Annotated in this window: 18 protein-coding genes; 5 read left to right on the top strand and 13 right to left on the bottom strand. The window is 59.2% G+C overall.

The window, feature by feature from the left end:
• Positions 1 to 9: 9 nt before the first annotated feature.
• The 4 genes from DKY63_RS05100 to DKY63_RS32340 form a co-directional block, all read right to left on the bottom strand.
• On the bottom strand, positions 10 to 1,035 hold the full coding sequence (locus DKY63_RS05100) for an alpha/beta fold hydrolase (RefSeq protein WP_110963094.1): 1,026 nt from the start codon (positions 1,033 to 1,035) through the stop codon (positions 10 to 12).
• An 83-nt stretch (positions 1,036 to 1,118) separates the two neighbouring features.
• Positions 1,119 to 1,553, bottom strand: a complete 435-nt coding sequence (locus DKY63_RS05095; RefSeq protein WP_110967848.1) for a YqaA family protein — start codon at positions 1,551 to 1,553, stop codon at positions 1,119 to 1,121.
• Entirely contained in the window at positions 1,553 to 1,999 is a 447-nt protein-coding gene (locus DKY63_RS05090; protein ID WP_110963093.1) for a DUF411 domain-containing protein, read from the bottom strand. Before DKY63_RS05090 ends, DKY63_RS05095 begins: the two co-directional genes overlap by 1 nt.
• A 244-nt stretch (positions 2,000 to 2,243) precedes the next feature.
• Positions 2,244 to 2,384, bottom strand: coding sequence for a hypothetical protein (locus tag DKY63_RS32340; RefSeq protein WP_204354296.1), 141 nt, complete (start codon positions 2,382 to 2,384; stop codon positions 2,244 to 2,246).
• Positions 2,385 to 2,541: 157 nt separating this feature from the next.
• Here DKY63_RS32340 and DKY63_RS05085 point away from each other — a divergent pair, with 157 nt between their 5' ends.
• Entirely contained in the window at positions 2,542 to 2,730 is a 189-nt protein-coding gene (locus DKY63_RS05085) for a hypothetical protein (RefSeq protein WP_110963092.1), read from the top strand.
• Between the two features lie 117 nt (positions 2,731 to 2,847).
• Here the strand turns inward: DKY63_RS05085 and DKY63_RS05080 are convergent, their stop codons facing one another.
• From DKY63_RS05080 to DKY63_RS05070, 3 genes are all read right to left on the bottom strand, one after another.
• Complete coding sequence (locus DKY63_RS05080; protein ID WP_110963091.1) at positions 2,848 to 3,219, bottom strand: fe2+ zn2+ uptake regulation protein; 372 nt, start codon at positions 3,217 to 3,219, stop codon at positions 2,848 to 2,850.
• A 366-nt stretch (positions 3,220 to 3,585) separates the two neighbouring features.
• Positions 3,586 to 4,590 (bottom strand): FecR family protein, encoded by a 1,005-nt coding sequence (locus DKY63_RS05075; RefSeq protein WP_110963090.1) that lies wholly within the window; start codon positions 4,588 to 4,590, stop codon positions 3,586 to 3,588.
• A gap of 198 nt (positions 4,591 to 4,788) precedes the next feature.
• Positions 4,789 to 9,588, bottom strand: a complete 4,800-nt coding sequence (locus DKY63_RS05070) for a dermonecrotic toxin domain-containing protein (RefSeq protein WP_110963089.1) — start codon at positions 9,586 to 9,588, stop codon at positions 4,789 to 4,791.
• 218 nt (positions 9,589 to 9,806) lie between these two features.
• On the opposite strand from DKY63_RS05070, the gene DKY63_RS05065 reads away from it, so the two are divergent.
• Positions 9,807 to 10,847, top strand: a complete 1,041-nt coding sequence (locus DKY63_RS05065) for an Ldh family oxidoreductase (RefSeq protein ID WP_110963088.1) — start codon at positions 9,807 to 9,809, stop codon at positions 10,845 to 10,847.
• Positions 10,848 to 10,958: 111 nt separating this feature from the next.
• On the opposite strand, the gene DKY63_RS05060 is transcribed toward DKY63_RS05065, so the two are convergent.
• Positions 10,959 to 11,276, bottom strand: a complete 318-nt coding sequence (locus tag DKY63_RS05060) for a DUF883 family protein (RefSeq protein ID WP_110963087.1) — start codon at positions 11,274 to 11,276, stop codon at positions 10,959 to 10,961.
• A gap of 163 nt (positions 11,277 to 11,439) precedes the next feature.
• Between DKY63_RS05060 and DKY63_RS05055 the strand changes: the two genes are divergently transcribed.
• Complete coding sequence (locus tag DKY63_RS05055; protein WP_110963086.1) at positions 11,440 to 11,694, top strand: hypothetical protein; 255 nt, start codon at positions 11,440 to 11,442, stop codon at positions 11,692 to 11,694.
• Positions 11,695 to 11,711: 17 nt separating this feature from the next.
• Here DKY63_RS05055 and DKY63_RS05050 read toward each other — a convergent pair whose 3' ends face one another.
• Positions 11,712 to 12,620, bottom strand: a complete 909-nt coding sequence (locus tag DKY63_RS05050; protein ID WP_110963085.1) for a LysR family transcriptional regulator — start codon at positions 12,618 to 12,620, stop codon at positions 11,712 to 11,714.
• An 84-nt stretch (positions 12,621 to 12,704) separates the two neighbouring features.
• On the opposite strand from DKY63_RS05050, the gene DKY63_RS05045 reads away from it, so the two are divergent.
• A complete protein-coding gene (locus DKY63_RS05045; RefSeq protein ID WP_110963084.1) occupies positions 12,705 to 13,628 on the top strand; it encodes a carbon-nitrogen hydrolase family protein in 924 nt (307 codons plus the stop codon).
• Between the two features lie 99 nt (positions 13,629 to 13,727).
• On the opposite strand, the gene DKY63_RS05040 is transcribed toward DKY63_RS05045, so the two are convergent.
• The 4 genes from DKY63_RS05040 to DKY63_RS05025 form a co-directional block, all read right to left on the bottom strand.
• Entirely contained in the window at positions 13,728 to 14,279 is a 552-nt protein-coding gene (locus DKY63_RS05040; RefSeq protein WP_110963083.1) for a GNAT family N-acetyltransferase, read from the bottom strand.
• A 25-nt stretch (positions 14,280 to 14,304) separates the two neighbouring features.
• Positions 14,305 to 14,775 (bottom strand): LEA type 2 family protein, encoded by a 471-nt coding sequence (locus DKY63_RS05035; protein ID WP_110963082.1) that lies wholly within the window; start codon positions 14,773 to 14,775, stop codon positions 14,305 to 14,307.
• Between the two features lie 59 nt (positions 14,776 to 14,834).
• Entirely contained in the window at positions 14,835 to 16,301 is a 1,467-nt protein-coding gene (locus tag DKY63_RS05030) for a nucleobase:cation symporter-2 family protein (RefSeq protein ID WP_110963081.1), read from the bottom strand.
• 210 nt (positions 16,302 to 16,511) lie between these two features.
• Complete coding sequence (locus DKY63_RS05025; RefSeq protein WP_110963080.1) at positions 16,512 to 17,405, bottom strand: LysR family transcriptional regulator; 894 nt, start codon at positions 17,403 to 17,405, stop codon at positions 16,512 to 16,514.
• A 100-nt stretch (positions 17,406 to 17,505) separates the two neighbouring features.
• Here DKY63_RS05025 and DKY63_RS05020 point away from each other — a divergent pair, with 100 nt between their 5' ends.
• Positions 17,506 to 18,597 (top strand): polyamine ABC transporter substrate-binding protein, encoded by a 1,092-nt coding sequence (locus DKY63_RS05020; protein WP_110963079.1) that lies wholly within the window; start codon positions 17,506 to 17,508, stop codon positions 18,595 to 18,597.
• Positions 18,598 to 18,626 lie beyond the last annotated feature (29 nt).

Genomic DNA, 18,626 nt, shown 5'->3' with positions numbered 1-18,626 from the left:
CTTACCTCTTCAACGCACGGGATTGGTTTTGTTCAGCCAGTCAATCAACGCCTTGTGGAACTGCGCTGGTTCTTCCATCTGCGGCGCGTGGCCCAAGCCTGGAAATTCCACGAGGGTCGATTGGGGAATCAGTTTTGCCACCTGTTTACCCAACTGGTCGTAATGACCGAGTTTTGCCTTGACCTCGGGCGGCGCGATATCACTGCCAATGGCCGTGGTGTCGGAGGTCCCGATCAACAGCAGGGTGGGCATCTTCAGGTTGTGGAATTCGTAGTAGACCGGCTGGGTGAAGATCATGTCGTAGATCAGGGCCGAATTCCACGCGACTTGCGTATGCCCCGGGCCTTTGTTGAGCCCGGCGAGCATGTCGACCCATCGATCGAATTCAGGCTTCCAGCGCCCGCCGTAATAGGTGTTGCGTTCATAGGTACGGATGCCGTCGGCGCTGAGCTTCAGTTCGCGCTCGTACCATTGATCGACCGTGCGATACGGCACGCCAAGTGCTTTCCAGTCTTCAAGGCCGATGGGGTTGACCAGTGCCAGTTGTTCGACCTGCTCGGGATATTGCAGGGCATAGCGGGTGGCGAGCATGCCACCGGTGGAGTGGCCGAGCAGGGTGGCCTTCTGGATGCCGAGGGCCTTGAGCAATTGCTGGGTGTTGCTGGCCAATTGCTGGAAGCTGTACTGGTAGTTGTCCGGTTTGCTGGAGGTGCAGAAGCCGATCTGATCCGGGGCGATGACCCGGTAACCAGCGTCGCTCAGCGCCTTGATCGAAGTTTCCCAAGTGGCGCCACAGAAGTTCTTGCCGTGCATCAGCACCACGCTGCGGCCATTGGCCTTGCCATGGGCGGCAATGTCCATGTAGCCCATTTGCAGGGATTTGCCCTGGGACTGGAAGGCGAAATGCTTGACGGTGTAGGGGTACTCGAAGCCTTGCAGCTCGGGCCCGTATGCAGGGGCTTCGGCGTGAGCGATGAGGGGCAGGGTGGCGGTCAGCAGCAGGCCGGGTAGCCAGCGAGCGAGAAGCGAGGGCATGGATGAACTCCGGTGAAAATCCGCCGATGCTGGATCGACAGGATTAGGGCGACATTAAACAGGCAATCGCCACGCCGGTTGGTTCAACCCGTCCAGCCAAGGGTGATCAGGGCCAATGCGCCGTAACGGGCACCCTTGGCCAGGGTCACGATCAGCAGGAAACGTCCCAGCGGTTCGCGCATCACCCCGGCGACCAGGGTCAGCGGATCGCCGATCACCGGCAGCCAACTGAGCAGCAGCGACCAGTGCCCGTAGCGCTGATAGTGAATCCGGGCCTTTTCCAAATGAGCCGGGCTGACGGGAAACCAGCGCCGGTCACGGAAGCGTTCGATGGCCCGTCCCAACCTCCAGTTCACCAGCGAGCCGAGGACATTGCCCAGGGTCGCCACCGCCAGCAGCGACCACAGCCAATACTTGTCGCTGAGCAGCAGCCCCACCAGCACCGCTTCGGATTGCAGGGGCAATAGCGTCGCGGCGCCAAACGCCGCGAGGAACAGACCGAGGTAAGCGCCGAAGATCAATGGGCGGGGTAGTCCGCCACGACCACATCCGTGCCGTCTTTCTTCAGACCGATCACTTGGTAGGCATCGCTCATGCCGTCCATTTCCATGCCAGGCGAACCCATGGGCATGCCGGGAGCCGCGACACCCAGCAGGTCGTCGCGCTTGCTCAGGGCCAGCACCTGGTCGGCTGGCACATGGCCTTCGACGAATTTGCCGTTGATCAAGGTCGTGTGGCACGACGCCAGGCGCGGCGGTACGCCGTGTTGCTGCTTGAACTCACTCATGTTGGTTTCGACATGGTCTTCGACCTTGAAACCATTGGCTTGCAGGTGGCTGATCCATTTTTTGCAGCAACCGCAGTTGGCATCACGATGGACCTCGATCGGAATCAGGTCGGCCGCCTGGGCCAGGGAAGAAAGAAGGAGGGCGCTCAAGGCAGCCAGGCGCAGAGAGGTTCGCATGTCGGCATGTTTCCGGATGGCGGGCGAAAAAGAACGCATTCTGACCGGTTTTTCCGGGCAGGCTTTCAAGGTTTGTTTCCAATTAATACAAACCGGGCAGCTTCATGATCGTAGACCAAAGCTGTCGGGAAGATGAGGTGGGGATTACAAGTTTGTCAGGTCGGCCGCTGAGCGCCGGATCAGGCGCTCAGGGATTCAGGGTTTGGGAAGTAGAAGGACGGGAAGACTCAGTGATGGAGAAACGTCAACGATGGTAGTAGTAACCCGGCCCGCCCCGGTCATCGTAGTGGTGGTCATGGTGCCAGCCGCCGTGGGGGAAAACGATACAGCCACTCAGGGAAAGCAGGGCCAGCAGGGGAATCAGCAATGTGATTCGACGCAACATGTGTAAATCCTCATGGTTATCGCCGTGATAAAGCCAAAAATCTTCATCGGCTGTAACATGAGACCCCGCGCCCGGCGCCGCATCCCCGCAAAACGGTAGGGACTTGGTATGGGGTCGGATACAAAGCGGATACATTCATCAGTTTCAGGAAAGGCCAATGACCCAGTCGCAACGTTTGAAATACTCCCTTCTGATCGCCCTGGTCGTGCTGGGGATCATGTTTGGTCTGTCGTATTTGCAGAACATCGGGGTGATCAGCGAAAAAGTGTTCCAGTACATCGCCATTGGCGTGGCGGTGATCGTGGTGGTCATCAATGGTGTGATGCGCCGCAAGGTCAAGCCCTGAGCAATCTATTGTAGGAGCGAGCCTGTCGCGATGAACCAGAGGGCGCCACGGGTATCAGGCTTCCAGCGTCATCGTTGACAACCATCGCGAGCAAGCTCGCTTCTACAGAAGATTTGCTCAGTGCTGCAGCAGCACCGCCGCGGCACGCGGATCCAGGCTGTAGCTTTTATCGGCATTGAGCACGATCACGCCTTCGCTGTTGAGGCGTTTCAACACTTCGCGCACGCTCAGGAACGACAGGGGAATATCCAGTTCCAGCAAATGCGTGTGCACCCCGCGCACGCCCAGGCTGCGGTCGCTTTCAGCGGCGGTCAGCAGCGCGTCGATGACTTTGAGACGAATCAGACTGGTTCGCAGGCCAAAACTCTTGAGCAGAAAGCGGATCCGCTCATTGCCTTGGCGCTCGGTACGCTGCTCGAAAACACCGACTTCGATGGAAGCTTTCTTGGGTGCGTTTCCACCGTCCGCTGGCAGTTGCGAGTTGTACATGGAAAAACTCCTTTTCAGAGCCTGATCAGGAAAAATGGGTGCGCTTGCATGACAAGACGTATGAGCGACCTTAATCATGAAGATTCAGATGTAGAAATTTCGTCATGGTGGCCTCAACCATTCATAAGACTTCACTGAATGGCGGTCCTGTCGCTTAATTCCTTGTGCATTTCCAGAGCGTCATGGAAGCGCTGCAGCGGACAGAGAACGTCTGGCGCGTGGCGTTTGATCCGAAGGATCCGCAAAACACCCCCCATGGCCTGGACCATTCGCGAACAGGATGAGAAAGCCGGGAAGGTGGCTGCGAAATGAAGTGAGGGTTGTTTAAGCGATACATGAAGGCCGCACCCGCGAGGGTAGCGGCTTTCAGCTTTTCGGGGTGCGTTGCGGGATCGAATTGAGGACCGGATTGCCGTCCTTGTTGCGGGTCAGGTAGACCGGCAGCACCTTGGGCAGGGTGGTCACCAGGGTGTTGAGTTCCTTGATGTTGTAGATGCCGCCGATACGGATCGCGCCGGTGCTGTTGTCGGCCAGCAACAGTGGCGTTTCCAGGTAACGATTGATCAGCGGCAACGCCTCGTTCAGTGCCAGGTTGTCCAGCACCAGTTTGCCGCTGCGCCAGGCCAGTGAGTTGTCGCCATCGTAGGTCTGGCTGATCCGTGGAACGAAGTCGCCATGGTGAAAGCTCGCCTGCATCGATGGGCCCAGCCGCAAGCCGTCTCCCGGCAGGTCATCATTGCTGCTGACCAGCACCGAGCCTTCGATCAGGTTCACTTTCACTTGATCCTGATACATCCACACGTTGAATTGGGTACCCGTGACCCGGATCTTGCCTTCAGCGGCTTTGACGACAAAGGGTCGTGAAGTGTCGTGGCTGACACTGAAGAAGGCTTCGCCTTTTTTCAGCGTGACTTGGCGACGGTCCTTGTAGTTGCGGTAGGTCAGCTCGCTTCCCTGGTTCAGCTCGACCTGGCTGCCATCCTCCAGGGTGACCTGGCGCACATTGTTGCTGGCCTCGAAATGCTGGTACGAATTCGGCAGCCAGCCCAGGTTCCAGCCGCCATAAGCCGCCAAAGGCAAGGTCAGCGCGAACACTGCGGCAGCCATGCCGTATGTGCGCCATGATGACTGAGGTTTGGTTTGCACCATCGGTACAACGATCGATTCAGGCCGAGGCAGATCCCCCGCGATCTCCCAGATTTCCAGCATGGCTTCGTACTCGAACGCGTGCAGCGGATGCGCCTCGCGCCATTGCTCGAACGCCAGACGTTCCTGCGCGGTGCAGTCATCGGCATGCAAGCGCATGCACCAGTGCGCTGCGGCATCGGTGACGGCGTCGTATTCGGCTTGGGAGAGAGGGTTGTCGGTCATTGACTCATCCTGATTCGCGCCATTCTAACCTTGAGTGCCGTTTGCGAGAACATCCATGATGGCAATTACGCATCAGCGTTGACTTTCTATCGCTGGCGTGCCGTAAAAAGCATGCCAGCGGGCAGCCGTAACTAGAGGTGAGTGGCGCGGTAGCGATAACCTCGCCAGGCAGGATATCGGCTCTTGGTAGGCCGGTTTCTAGGAAGTGACCTCATGAACAGGGTCCAACTGTCGACCCATTTCGCAGATCAGACGTGAGACCGAGTCGGCATTGCGCAAAATAATGTTGATTCGATGCTCGGCATTTTGCTGGCTCAGAAAGGCATCCCGAGCCTGGTCGATGGTCGGGCTGCTGGTGATGTCGAGGATGGTATCGGTCTCGTCAATTGCGCTTGTTATCGAGTCGAGACTTATCCATGAATTCAATACGCTGTTCCAGCGGGCAAACAACTCATCCCGCGGGGTGCGTAACGACAGCGCGCTGCGTTGGAATTCGATCTGCTCCTGTTTCATCGCCTGGCCAAAGCCTGTGATCGACTCCATGAGATCGCTGAACGGACGCCTAGCCTCCACGTACACGATATCCACTGCATCGCAGGCCTGATGAGCCAGCTCGTGGATCAGTACCGCGGCCTGGCCGTGAGTGTCGACATCGAAGGGCTCTGTCAATGAACCTTTGTACCAATCGAGTTGTTGATCGAAAAATTGCTCGGTGATGTGCACCCGCTTGTCGGGATCATTCGCGTTCACGAAAGCGGCCACATTGGACAATGGATCCTTGTTTGAACCTATGACCAGTCGATCGCCACTGAGTAAATCCTGGTCGGGGTCCACCAGCGCATTGCAGACCGGCACGATGGTTTCCTTGATTCTTCTGATCAGGTAGGCGTCGACCGTGCTCACATCAAAGTGTTCCTGAAGAAACGTATTGAGTCGTGTCCCCTGGGCGAGGTTTCCGGGCAAAGCAAGGTTGTGCAGGCTGTTGAATGCGTAAAAGCGCGCCAGATCGATTGCCCTCACGAGCATGGCGGCCCGCTCCGGAAATTTTGCGCGAATATCCGCCATGCCTCGCGCTTCTATGTTCAAGACACTTCGCGCCTCATGGCTGGCGATAAATCTGTTGTGCATTTTCGACAGATTTTTTCCGTAGTGGACGGTATGGATGTCCGGATCAACGATCAGTTGTTTATTGGTGGTGGGCAGCAGTACCGGGCCTTCCTGCTGGCCTTTGATCATTCTCCATGCCGCTGCGGTTTTCTTGACCGGATAGACCTTGCCGGCGATCGGGGCGTACCGAAGTTGGGTGGCTGCGTCCAGGTATGTCCCATCAGCAAAGTTTTTTGTCAGGTCTTTCAATTGCACGATCGATGTTTCAAAAGGCTGCAAGCGGGTTCGTCGCGATGACGTGGTCTGAATCTGCGACCAATCCAGCGCGGTCACGTGGGGGGCGACTGACGTGGCGGCGGGGGGCAAAACGACAGCATCGGTTTTGGCTTCCAGTGACAATTTTCCCAGCGATACCAATTGCGCCGCACCGCTGATGAAATTGCGCAATGCAGTTTTCCAGTGATGATCCTGCAGTCCTTCGGCTGAATTCTTGAAATCGTCGTAGGCTTGCCACAGAAATTTCCCATAAGAGAGTTTTCCGGGTAACAGGCCTGACGCCAGTTTGATCCCGCTGCTGAACAAATGCTTCACCGTTTCCCAGTCGGAAGAACCGTCGGTTTCGGATCGCGCGGCGAGCATGCGTGGTAACAGGGCGGCATTGTCGTTGAACAAGTGGGTCAACAGATGACCGCTTATTACGTTGCCCCCCAGGGTTATTTCACTCACGTGTCCGACCGTGGACGTGTACAGGTTGCGAAACCCCGAGCGCTCAATGTCAGGCAGGCGACGCAGCAGTAGTTGCTGTAATGGGCCGGGTGTATTGAACGCGGCGACTACGCCGGCTTCATTGTCGAACTCGGTGAAAGTCAAATCAGTGTGATAAGGCGCATACAAGATGTGTGCGCCTTTTTTCCCGACCCCCGGTCCGATCAGATACAGACCCGAGGCCGTCACGGGGCTGGCGCCGGCGGTCTTGATCAGTTGCAGCGGTCGAACGATGGCATGGGCTCCCGTGACGGAGGCCCGGGCCACCGCGTCCGGCATATCCAGCACCTGACGAATCAAGTCAAAGGCACCGTCGGACAAGCGTTGTTGCAGCTTCAGTTCGTGAGCGTGATGCAGGAGTTGCCACGGCACTTGTCGAACAAAACGCTGCCAGCGGGGTACTGCCTGGGTACTGTCGGTCACCAGGCTGTCGGTCACGAGTTTGGCGTAGGTCTTCTCGACATCGAGCGATAACAGCAGCTGTTGAATCGCGGCCTGGTCCAGGTTGGCAGGCAAGGATCTGGTGGTGGTCGAGGCAATCCTGAAGCCTGTGTTTTGCGCCACGTTGACATGGTTCAAGGCAAACTTGGTCAGGGTTTGCGCCGGACCAGCCAGAGACAGGTTGGGAGTGATCTGGATCTCGTCGGGATTCAGCGCTGTCCCGGGATAGCGTCTGGCAAGCAGCGTTTTCAACGTTTCATGGACGTAGGTTCTCAGCGGCTGTATGCCGTGCAGGTAGTCCTTGTCGTCAGGGACGCTGTTATGAAGTTGTTCGAGCAACTCGGCATGCAGTTTTTGTTCGTCCACAGGAGCCATCCCCAGCCAGGCTGGAGTCGACTGCTGGAGCACCATCGCCCTGGCAATGGCTATGGCTCTGCGCAGGTTGGTGTCGATGACCGTATGCGTCAGAGCTGTAAGTGCTTTTGTCTGCTGAGCGGCGATCAAATTCCAGGAGTGCACGTACTCACAGCGCGCCAGGAAGTGGTCAATTGCGGATTGAGCGAGGTGCTGCAAGACACTGCCCTCGACCAGATGCAGCGAATGGAGCGAATAGCGGCGGTGGAACGTGCGTTGGGCAGGGGAAAGATTTTCCAGCAGTCCCAAGCGTTTTTCAGCGTCGAGAAGGCGCAGGTTCAGTTGCTGCCGGGCACTGCCAACTGTCTCGAAGACTTCCAGGCCGTTTGCGGGCGTCCAGAGAATGGCGCGGCCGGAATGCTGTACATCAAGACCACCCCGGGTGGTTAACAGTACGCAATTGGCCAAGGGCAGAGCGTTCGCCTCGCCAGCGCATTGGAGAAACAGCGAAAAGACATCCGGATGGAACCCTCTGACGGCGAGGCGACTTTTTCGATCCGCCCGATCCTGATTGAAGACGGTTTCTACAACGTGCCAATCGGCATTGCGCAGCGTGCCCCCCAATTCCCGCAAAGCAGCCTCTCCACGCAGGCCAACGGAAAAGGCATCGGCAACATCCGCCTTTATGCTCTCCAGATACTTTCGTTGAAGCGCCAGAGTACTTACCGGTTGCTTCAAAAACCGGTCGCTCAGTGCCGATTCAACGGACATATAGGTCTTGGCCAGGCTTTCTGCGGTGTCCCCCAGCACCAGGGAAGGTTGGTTGCCAGCCAATACGGGCCGTGTGCTCCAGCGCCCCTGAGTTTCCAGCGTCGACAGTTGCGCATTGATCATCGTGCGTATGTCCAGCGCTTTGTCGACGTAGGCCTGAATGTTCACCGCGCCGTCGCTGTGTCGGAACACTTGAAAGGCGTATTCCAGGTTTTGCAGTTGTTTGGTGATGATCGCTTCGAACAACGCGGTGAACACCGAGCCGCTGGTGACGGCACCCGATACCTGGGGCTCATGGAAACCGATGAAGCGCTGCCGTTCCTCCAGGGTCATGAGGTCATAAAGCTCATCGTCGTGCCCGGCTGTCGTCGATTTTTCCTGCAGGGTGTTTTTCAGGTTTCGATAGTCCTTCAGCACCTCAAATCCTTGAGTGGGCGTGTAAAGAAAGGCAGAGGAGCCGCTCTTGCTGATCATCAGGGAGCCCGCCAGCTCAATGTAGTTGGGGGGATACTCCCAGAGACGCACCGTTTCGAGCGTCAACGTCGAGGACGTCCCCATCATCGGCTCGATCAATGGGTGCAGGGCGCGAGATTGTTCAGGGGACAGAATCCCGTCCTCGCGCTTGAACAGCAGATCCGCTCGCGCCTTTTCACCTAAGGCTCGAGAGAAGAATGCCCGGCGCGTGGCGCCGTCGACACTTGCCTGACTCCAGAACCATTGCAGTTTTGTAGACAACTGACCGATCAGACCATCGGCCACGCGCTTGACTGCTTCCTGCCAGAGTTCCTGGTCAGTGGCCAACGGCGTTAGTCGCGGGTGAGAGAACTCGGCACGTTGCCCGACTGGCCAGCGCTGAAGTCGGTAAAACAACAGCACTGCTTCACGCAAAGGCATGGATTGGGCCCATTGGCGGGATTTCGAACTTGCTGTTTCGGTAAAGAGAGTGACCAGGGTCTGACGTTGGTCCAGTGCCGGAAAGCTCGTATTGAGCGACTCATCGAGCAGGGTATCGAGCAGCGCATCAAGCGTTGGCAGCTTTTGAAGTTCATTAAGCATGGCCTGATCGTTGTTGCGCAGGTTGTCTTCGATAACGGCACGCTGATCCTGGAATATGTCGCCCTCGATGGTTTCGAAACTCACCTTGATGTCGGTGACTTCGCCTAATGTTTTACGCGCGGACAATGACATGAACGCCAGCAACTCGTGGTCTTCGTCCGCGCTGTTCAATTGGCTTTCGATGTGTGCGCTCAGGATCGTGCGACTGGCGAATTTCTTTATACCGGCGTACGGCGTATAGAGAACTTCGCCGTTGTCATCGGGCATGGAGCGCAACACAAAGCAACCCGCCAAGGGCAGTGATAGCGTCCCGGCTCTGAGCAGGATTCTCTCTGCGTGCATTGGCGGGGATTGTTGCAGGCGTGACGCGTGGGTGGCCCATTGCACGTGGCGCAGCCATTGCAGGTCCCTTCGAGTCAACCTGTGGGATTTGCCAAGCTCGGTCCAGTGATCGGTAGAACGCCGGATTTCAGGGAAAAAAAGTGGTGTGGGGGATGTGAACATCGTCGAGTCTCGTGTCGTGCGCAGTGCCAAGCGCCAGTGAAATGAGCGGCGAGACTAAAAAGCGCTGCCGGGCGGCGGGCGGTAGATAGTTGATGCCCGGCGGCGCATGCTCCAGTAATGAGCCGCTATTGAAGGGTTGACAGGCCACTGGCCACGCGTGGTTAATCGGCGGTCTGTCTATGCTGTTGTTCCCTCCAATAATTAGTCTGGAGCTTCAGATGTCTGCACCACTCGATGATGTGTCTGCTGTTGTCTCGCAAAACCTGTCCCTCGCTGAGTTGACGGCGCTGCTTGAGAAGATATTCCTGCGCCACGGCACGTCTGCCGATGTCGCCCGGGTGCTGGCTGAAAACTGCGCCGGCGCCGAACGCGACGGCGCGCACAGTCATGGGGTGTTTCGCATGCCCGGTTATGTTTCAACGTTGCAGAGCGGCTGGGTGAACGGCAAGGCAGTTCCGGTGGTCGAGGATGTGGCGTCGGGTTTCGTGCGGGTCGATGCCGGCAACGGTTTCGCACAGCCGGCGCTCGCGGCGGCGCGGGCGCTGTTGGTGGAAAAGGCTCGCAGTGCCGGCATCGCGGTACTCGCCATCCGCAATTCCCACCATTTCGCGGCATTGTGGCCGGATGTCGAACCCTTCGCCTATGAAGGGCTGGTAGCGCTGAGTGTGGTTAACAGCATGACCTGCGTGGTCCCCCATGGCGCCGATCGGCCACTGTTTGGCACCAATCCCATTGCTTTTGCCGCACCGCGGGCCGATGGCGATCCGATTGTTTTCGACCTGGCCACCAGCGCCATTGCCCACGGTGATGTGCAGATTGCCGCGCGCAAGGGCGAGCGTTTGCCAACGGGCATGGGGGTGGACGCACTCGGTCAGCCGACCCAGGACCCCAAGGCGATTCTTGAGGGCGGGGCGCTGTTGCCGTTCGGCGGACACAAGGGCTCGGCGTTGTCGATGATGGTGGAGTTGCTGGCTGCAGCGTTGACTGGAGGTAACTTCTCTTTCGAGTTCGACTGGAAAAATCATCCGGGCGCCAAGACGCCCTGGACCGGCCAGTTACTGATCGTCATCGACCCGAGCAAGTCCACCGGGCAGAGCTTTGCCGAGCGCAGCCAGGAACTGGTGCGGCAGATGCATGGCGTGGGACTCAAGCGGTTGCCGGGGGATCGGCGGCATCATCAGCGCGCCAAATCGCAAGCCAATGGGATCTTGTTGGATGCGCAGACCCTGGCGAATCTGCGGGAGTTGGCCGGGCACTGACGGCAGGAGAATTCTGCTTTTGTAGGAGCAAGGCTTGCCCGCGATGGCGCCTTCAAGATCGCCCTCGCGGGCAAGCCTTGCTCCTACAAAAGCTGGGGGGGGCTCAAGCAGTTATCGACGAGCCAGCAACAACCCCACCACCAGCCCGAAACCGGCAGAAACGGCCACGGTTTGCCAAGGATGCCCGCCGATATAGGTTTCGGTGGCTTCAACCGCCGGCAGTGTACGGTCGCGCACGCTGGTCACCGAGTCCCGGGCCTGCTGGAGTTTCTGGGCGATCTGCCCGCGCAGGGTCTCCGCTTCCTCTCCTACCAGTGAAGCGCTGCTTTTAAGCAGTTTTTCCGACTCTTCGATCAAAGACTGAAGCTCGCTGAAGGCTTGATCCTTGATCTGATCTTGCGCGGCTTGCATGGCGGTTTTGCGGGCCATTGAAGTACTCCTTGCAGGTAAGTGGCAGTGAACAATGGAGTGCGCGGCAATTGAAAAAGTTGCAGCGAATTTACGTCCTGCCCGTGTTCCCGAAGAAAATCCTCAGCAGGACGATTCGTCCTACAGTGTAAGATGTCGGCTATTTACGCAGCAGGAAATTCCCATGAGCTTCAATCTGGCCGAAAAAACCCTCGCCGAGCGCGCAGAAATCGAGGATGAGAAGTCCCGACTGTTCGAACTCTGGCAAACCAACCTGGGTAAAGCCAAGGGCGAGGCGGCGCGGTTGTTCGGCGAGCGCTCCAAGCGCAAGGGCAAATGGGCCGAGTGGGTCCGCGCCGAACTGGACGGCATGTCGCCGCCCGAGTTCTCGAACATGGTGCGCAGTGAAGTCAATCGCCTGATGGCCGCCAACAAATAATTCCCTGCTGACACTCTCTACGTGAAGCTCGCGACAATCGCTTCACGCACCTTCGACACCACCGGATCGAGCTGTGTGCTGGTGCGCCAGCCCAGTTCGATCGGGTAGCGCGGCAATGCCAGAGGGCAGGGCAGCAGTACCAGATCGCAGAGTGCGGCGATACTTTGCGCCGCATGTGCCGGAATGGTCGCCACCGCCTCGCTGCCCTTGAGCAGGTGCGGCAGCGCCGCAAAATGCGTAGTCGAGGCGCAGACCCGGCGACTCAAGCCCAACGCCGCCAACCCCTCATCGGTGATGCCGATAAAGCCGCCCGACGACACCAGAATGTGATCGCGGGCGACAAACTCCTCAAGACCCATGCTGCTCTGCCCCTCGGCCAGGCTCAGCGGGTCCACCAGGCACGCATAACCCCCTTCACCCAGTACCTGGCGGCTGAGCAATCGCTCGGCAAAACCCCCGGCAGTGATTGCCAGGTCGATGCTGCGTTCCATCAGGGCATCGCCGACGATCTGGCTGTGGGTCTGACGAAAGATCAGGCGCAGCTTTGGCGCAACCCGGGCGACCTGCTCGATCAAGCGCCGGCCATAGGCAATTTCGAAATCATCCGACATGCCCACGGTCACCGAGCGGCCGTCGTAATGGCTGGCATCCGGGTCGACCATGGCCAGGCTCTGCCGGCATTTGTTCAGGGCGTCACTGACCACAGGTTTGAGTTGATTGGCCTTGAGTGTGGGCGCCAGACCACGGCCGGTGCGGACGAACAATTGATCGCCATACACCTCGCGCAACCGGCGCAATGCTGCGCTGACCGCCGACTGTGTTACGCCCAGGCGCAGTGCGGCGCGGCTGGCACTGGATTCCTCGTGCAACGCTTCGAAGACTTTGAGCAGGTTGAGGTCGATGTCGACGATATTCATAGAGTTCATATCATTCAGCAGTGAGCGGGGCTTTTTTCATGATCGGGTGGCGTTTCAAAATGAGCAACACCTGATGCCAACGGAGTGACCACAATGCCCAAATCAATCGTTGCCGCACTGCAAATCGGCGCCTTGCCCGGCGGCAAGGCCGAAACCCTGGAACAAATCCTGTCCTATGAAAATGCAATCATCGAATCCGGCGCTGCACTGGTCGTAATGCCCGAGGCCTTGCTGGGCGGTTATCCGAAGGGCGAGAGCTTTGGCACGCAATTGGGCTATCGCCTGCCGGAAGGGCGTGAGGCGTTTGCCCGCTATTTCGCCAATGCCATCGACGTGCCCGGTGTGGAAACCGAAGCGCTCGCCGGGCTGTCGGCGCGTACCGGCGCCAATCTGGTGATCGGTGTTATCGAGCGGGCAGGGAGTACCTTGCACTGCACCGCGCTGTATTTCGATCCGCAGGCGGGCCTGATCGGCAAGCATCGCAAATTGATGCCCACCGGCACCGAGCGGTTGATCTGGGGTAAGGGCGATGGCTCGACCTTGCCGGTGATCGACAGCCAGGTCGGGCGTATCGGGGCGGTGATTTGCTGGGAAAACATGATGCCGCTGCTGCGCACCGCGATGTACGCCAAGGGCGTTGAGGTGTGGTGCGCGCCGACGGTGGACGAGCGCGAGATGTGGCAGGTCAGCATGCGCCATATCGCCCATGAGGGCCGCTGCTTTGTGGTCAGTGCCTGTCAGGTTCAGGATTCACCCCGGGCGCTGGGTGTGGAGGTGGCCAACTGGCCGGCGGATCGGCCGTTGATTGCCGGTGGCAGTGTGATCGTCGGCCCCATGGGCGATGTCCTGTCCGGGCCGCTGCGGGGGGAGCCTGGGCTGATCAGCGCTGAAATCGACACCGATGACCTGGTGCGTGCCCGCTACGATTACGACGTCGTCGGACACTATGCGCGGCCGGATGTCTTTGAGCTCACGGTGGACGAACGAGCCAGGCCCGGCGTGAAATTCAGCGCATAACCCTTGTAGGAGCGAGCCTGCTCGCGATGGTCGTCAACGATGACGCGTGAATCCTGATGCCCTGCGGTGTCTGTGAGTCCATCGCGAGCATGCTCGCTCCTACAGAGGGCGTTGTTGCAGCCATTCTTCGCGGGTGAGTTCCCAGGTCTCTTTGATGAATCGCCCACCGACAAACTCACCCTCGTCAACCCGGATGAGCCGCATGCCAGTGCGTTCCGACAGCTTGCGCGAACCGATGTTGGCGGCAGCTTTCGGTACACGCAGCACATCACGTCCCAGGCTTGTGAACCAGTATCGGGTCACCGCTTCACTGGCTTCGGTCATCAAGCCCTGACCTTGCCAACGCGGCCCGAGCCAGAAACCGCGATTGTTATCCTGCTCGTTCATCAGGCTGATGTTGCCGATCAACTGGTCGGGCACGGATTTCAAACGAATCGTCCAATGCCATTCCTCACCACGGGCTATCGCTGGTAGCGCGTTGTCGCGCAGGTAAATCAGTGCACCGTCGGCGGGATAGGGCCAGGGCACCAGCGCATTGAGGTAGCGCACGACCTCCCAGTGCGGGAATTGTTGCTGGATGGCCCGGGCATCGGCCAGCTCAAGCGGGCGCAGGATCAAGCGCTCTGTATAGAGAATGGGTGTCGCATCCATGTGCTTCAAAGCTCCTTGTGGTGGTTTAGCGGCTCCCGGTCATCGGCCCCGGCAGGCTGACCTGGCCGCTGTCGGTGAAGCGGGTGGCAAACAAGCCTGAACCCAGTTTGCCGGTCAGTATGTAGGGCATGTTGTGCTGGTTCTGCATCTGCGTGAAGCCGTAGGTTTGGCGCAATGCCGAAAACGCCGACACGCTCACGGGCACGGTCAGCACCGCTTCGGAGTATCGGCCCACGCTTCCTGATTCGTTGCTGACACCGGAGGCGAAAGGCTGGCCATTGATATCCAGGTTCAGCGCCACACCGTTGTAGTTGATGTTGGTGCCATTGGGGTTCTGCACGCGAATTTTCACGGCAAACCGTACTTCCATGTCCTGGCTGGGCATCGACTGGATGCCGACCACATTGACGTTGAGCGGGTCGTTGTAGGGGTAGGTGACGCAGGCGCTCAGGGCGAGCAACAGCGAGGAAAGGATAACCGTGTGGAGGCTGCGCATGTAGATGCTCTCGTCAGTAAAAGGGCCGAACCGCCAGCGGCTCGGCCCTTGAGCACGCTCTAGCGGTTCACTGCTGCGACACCGGACGGTGTGGCGGGTTCACCCTTGGCTTGGACATCCGGATTTTCCATGACCTTAAGAATCGAGGCTTCCGGATCGAAGTCGTCTTCTTCCAGCTCGATGAACTCTTCGGGCAGAAAGATATTAAGAACGATAGCGCACAGCGCGCCGACGGTGATCGGCGATTCGAAAATGTTGTGCAGCGCCTTGGGCAGTTCACGCAAGACTTCCGGCACCGCCGCCACACCCAGGCCCATGCCGATGGAGATCGCCACGATCAGCATGTTGCGTCGGTGCAGGCCAGCTTCGGCGAGGATCTTGATGCCGGCCACGGCCACGGTGCCGAACATCACCAGTTCCGCACCGCCGAGCACCGGCTTGGGCATCAGTTGCAGCACGGCGCCGATCATCGGGAACAGCCCCAGCAGCACCAGCAGCCCGGCAATGAAAAACGCTACATAGCGGCTGGCGACGCCGGTCAGTTGAATCACCCCGTTGTTCTGGGCGAAGGTCACCATCGGCATGCTGTTGAACACTGCCGCCATCGCCGAGTTGAGGCCGTCGGCCAGCAGTCCGGACTTGATGCGGCGGATGTAGACCGGCCCCTTGACCGGTTGCCGGGAAATCATTGAGTTGGCTGTCAGATCACCAGCCGCCTCCAGTGGCGACACGAGGAAAATCACCGCCACCGGAACGAACGCTACCCAATCGAACGAGAAACCGTATTTGAACGGCACCGGCACGCTCATCAGCGGTACGGCCGGCAGGCTGGCGAAATCGACGTGCCCCAGCAGCCAGGCGACGACATAACCCAGGGTCAGGCCGATGACAATTGCCCCAAGGCGCAGGAACGGCACGTCGACCCGGTTCAGCACGACGATGGTGCCGAGCACCAGCGCGGCCAGGCCCAAATGGCTGGCGGCACCGAGATCGGTGGCGCCGAAGCCGCCGGCGATGTCGGTCATGGCGACCTTGATCAGCGACAGGCCCATGAGCGTGATGATGGTGCCGGTCACCACCGGGGTGATCAGCATCCGCAGCTTGCCGATGAACTGGCTCAATACCACCTCGATAAACGCGGCAAAGAAGCACACGCCGAAGATGGTCGAGAGGATTTCATCGGTACCGCCACCCCGGGCCTTGACCATGAAGCCGGCGCTGAGGATCACGCTGATGAACGAGAAACTGGTGCCTTGCAGGCACAGCAGGCCCGAACCGACCGGCCCGAACCGCCGCGCCTGAACGAAGGTGCCCAGGCCCGAGACGAACAGGGCCATGCTGATCAGGTAGGGAATTTCGCTTTGCAGACCCAGGGCGCTGCCCATGATCAGGGTGGGCGTGATGATCCCGACGAAACTGGCCAGAACGTGCTGCAGGGCGGCAAACACGGTGGCGGTCAGGTGCGGGCGGTCTTCCAGACCGTAGATCAGGTCGTTGTGGCGCAGGTGTTTTTCAGGGGAGGTCATGAGGTTCGCGTGCCGGGTGGCGGGGCCGGGTCAGAAAAAGGAGGCGCAGGATGCCAGAAAGACCATTTTGTGGCGAGCAATGGCTCTAGACCGTGCACATTCACTGTAGGAGCGAGCCTGCTCGCGATGGCGGCGTCACAGGCAGCATCTCTGTTGACTGCTGAACCGCTATCGCGAGCAGGCTCGCTCCTACAGAGGGTGTTGCAGGCTTCAGGCAAACGCCGCCAGCAAATCCTCTTCAAAGGCCATCTGCGCATCCCCCGGCACCTGCGCCCGATGGCGGGCCAAGTGAAACGCCACCTCGAAACTCATGCCTTCGCGCTGCACCACTCGCAGCAACCCCTTGTCCACCCAGCCCCGGGCAAAGTGCTCGGGCAGGTAGCCGATATGCCTGCCGGACAGGATGAAGGCGAGGGTGCCCTCGACCTGTTCTGCCCGCGCCGAACAGATCTTGCTCTGAAAGGGCTCGTCGCTGCGCAGGAAGCGATAAGGGTGATCGACCCGGTCGCAGGCTTGCAGGGCCTGGTCATCCGGCGCGTCATTGTCGAACAGCGGGTGGCCGGCGGCGCAGTACAGGTGCTGGGTTTCGATGAACAGTTCGCGGTAATTGAATGCGCCCTGTATCTGCGAGAAGTAGCCGATGGCCAGGTCCAGCCGCTGTTGCAGCAGCAGGCGTTCCATATCGCCGGGCATGGCGCTCATCAACTCGATGCGCACCGATTCATCGCGCTCGCGAAAACGCCTGATCGCCAGGGCCACCCGTTGCAGTACCGATTGATCCAGCGCTTCGGACAGCCCCAGTCGCACTTCGCCGATCAACCGACCGGCCACCCCGTTGGACTGATGCCGAAACGCTTCGATGGATTCGAACAACCCACGGGTAGCGACCAGCAACTGCTCACCCTTGGGTGTGATCCTGAATCCGCCCTTGCCACGGCTGCACAAGCGATAGCCGAGACGGGTTTCCAGCTTGGCCATTTGCTGGCTGATGCTCGACTGGCTCAAGCCCAGTTCTCCCTGTGCCGCACTGAAGCCGCCGCACTCCACCACGCTGACGAACAGGCGCAGCAGTTGCAGGTCCAGATCGTGAAATTGGCCGAGCATTCACATTACTCCTGGGTAATGTCAGGTTAATAAACTTGATATTTCAGCAATGTATCGGACAACGCATGCTGCAACCACTCTCTCAGGTCAGGTGGTTGCCATGGCTTCCGTGCTCAAGTTGTGTGTTCCTGCATTAGTTCTCGCTGTGGCCGCCGCGGCTCAGGCCGAAGAACAAGTCGTCAATCTCTACAGTTGGGCCGATTACGTCGCCCCCGAAACCCTGCAACGTTTCGAGAAGGAAACCGGCATTCATGTGCGCTACGACACCTTCGATGCACCGGAGGTGCTGGAAACCAAGCTGCTGACTGGCGGCAGTGGCTACGACGTGGTGGTGCCATCCTCCAGCGTGCTGGCCCGTGGCCTGGCGGCTGGCGCATTGAAAGCCATTCCTCACGATGGCCTGAAGGGTTATGCCAACCTCGACCCGGACCTGCTGGAAAAACTCGCGGCGGTGGACCCGGGCAATCAATATGGTGTGCCCTATACCTGGGGCACCCTGGGGCTGGGCATGAACGTCGAGGCGGTGCGCAAACGCCTGCCGGATGCGCCACTCAACAGCCTGGACCTGCTGTTCAAACCCGAGTACGCCAGCAAGCTCAAGGATTGCGGGATCGCGATTATCGACTCGCCTCAGGAAGTGATCGGCCTGGCGCTGCATTACTTGGGCAAGGATCCCTACAGCACTGACAAGGCCGATCTCGACGCGGCCCAAACCGTGCTCCATCAACTGCAACCTTCGGTGCTGTACGTGGCCAGCGGCCGACAGATCAATGATCTGGCCAATGGGAGTGTTTGTCTGGCGCTGGCTTACAACGGCGACGCGAGCATGGCCGCCGACCAGGCGCGCAAGGCCAACAAGCCGTTCGAGATCGCCTACCGGATTCCGCAGGAAGGCACCCTGGTGTGGCAGGACAACCTGGCGATCCCCAAGGATGCGCCGCACCCCGAAGCGGCGCGTCGGTTCATCGAGTTCATGCTGCGTCCCGAATCCGTGGCCGCGCTGACCAACACGCTGTTTTTTGCCACCGCCAACCAGGCCGCGACGCCGCTGGTGGATGAGGCCGTGCGCAGCGACCCGGACATTTACCCAACCGCCGACGTGCGCGAGCGGCTGTATGCCGACCGCACCATGAACCTCAAGGACATGCGCCAGCGCACCCGTATGTGGACGGCTTTCCGTAGCCGCCAATAAACCGTAGCCGCCAATAATAAGGAGCCCGA

It is taken from the genome of Pseudomonas putida (assembly GCF_003228315.1).
GTDB classification, from domain to species: domain Bacteria; phylum Pseudomonadota; class Gammaproteobacteria; order Pseudomonadales; family Pseudomonadaceae; genus Aquipseudomonas; species Aquipseudomonas putida_S.
This window is presented reverse-complemented; position numbering and strand designations above follow the sequence as displayed.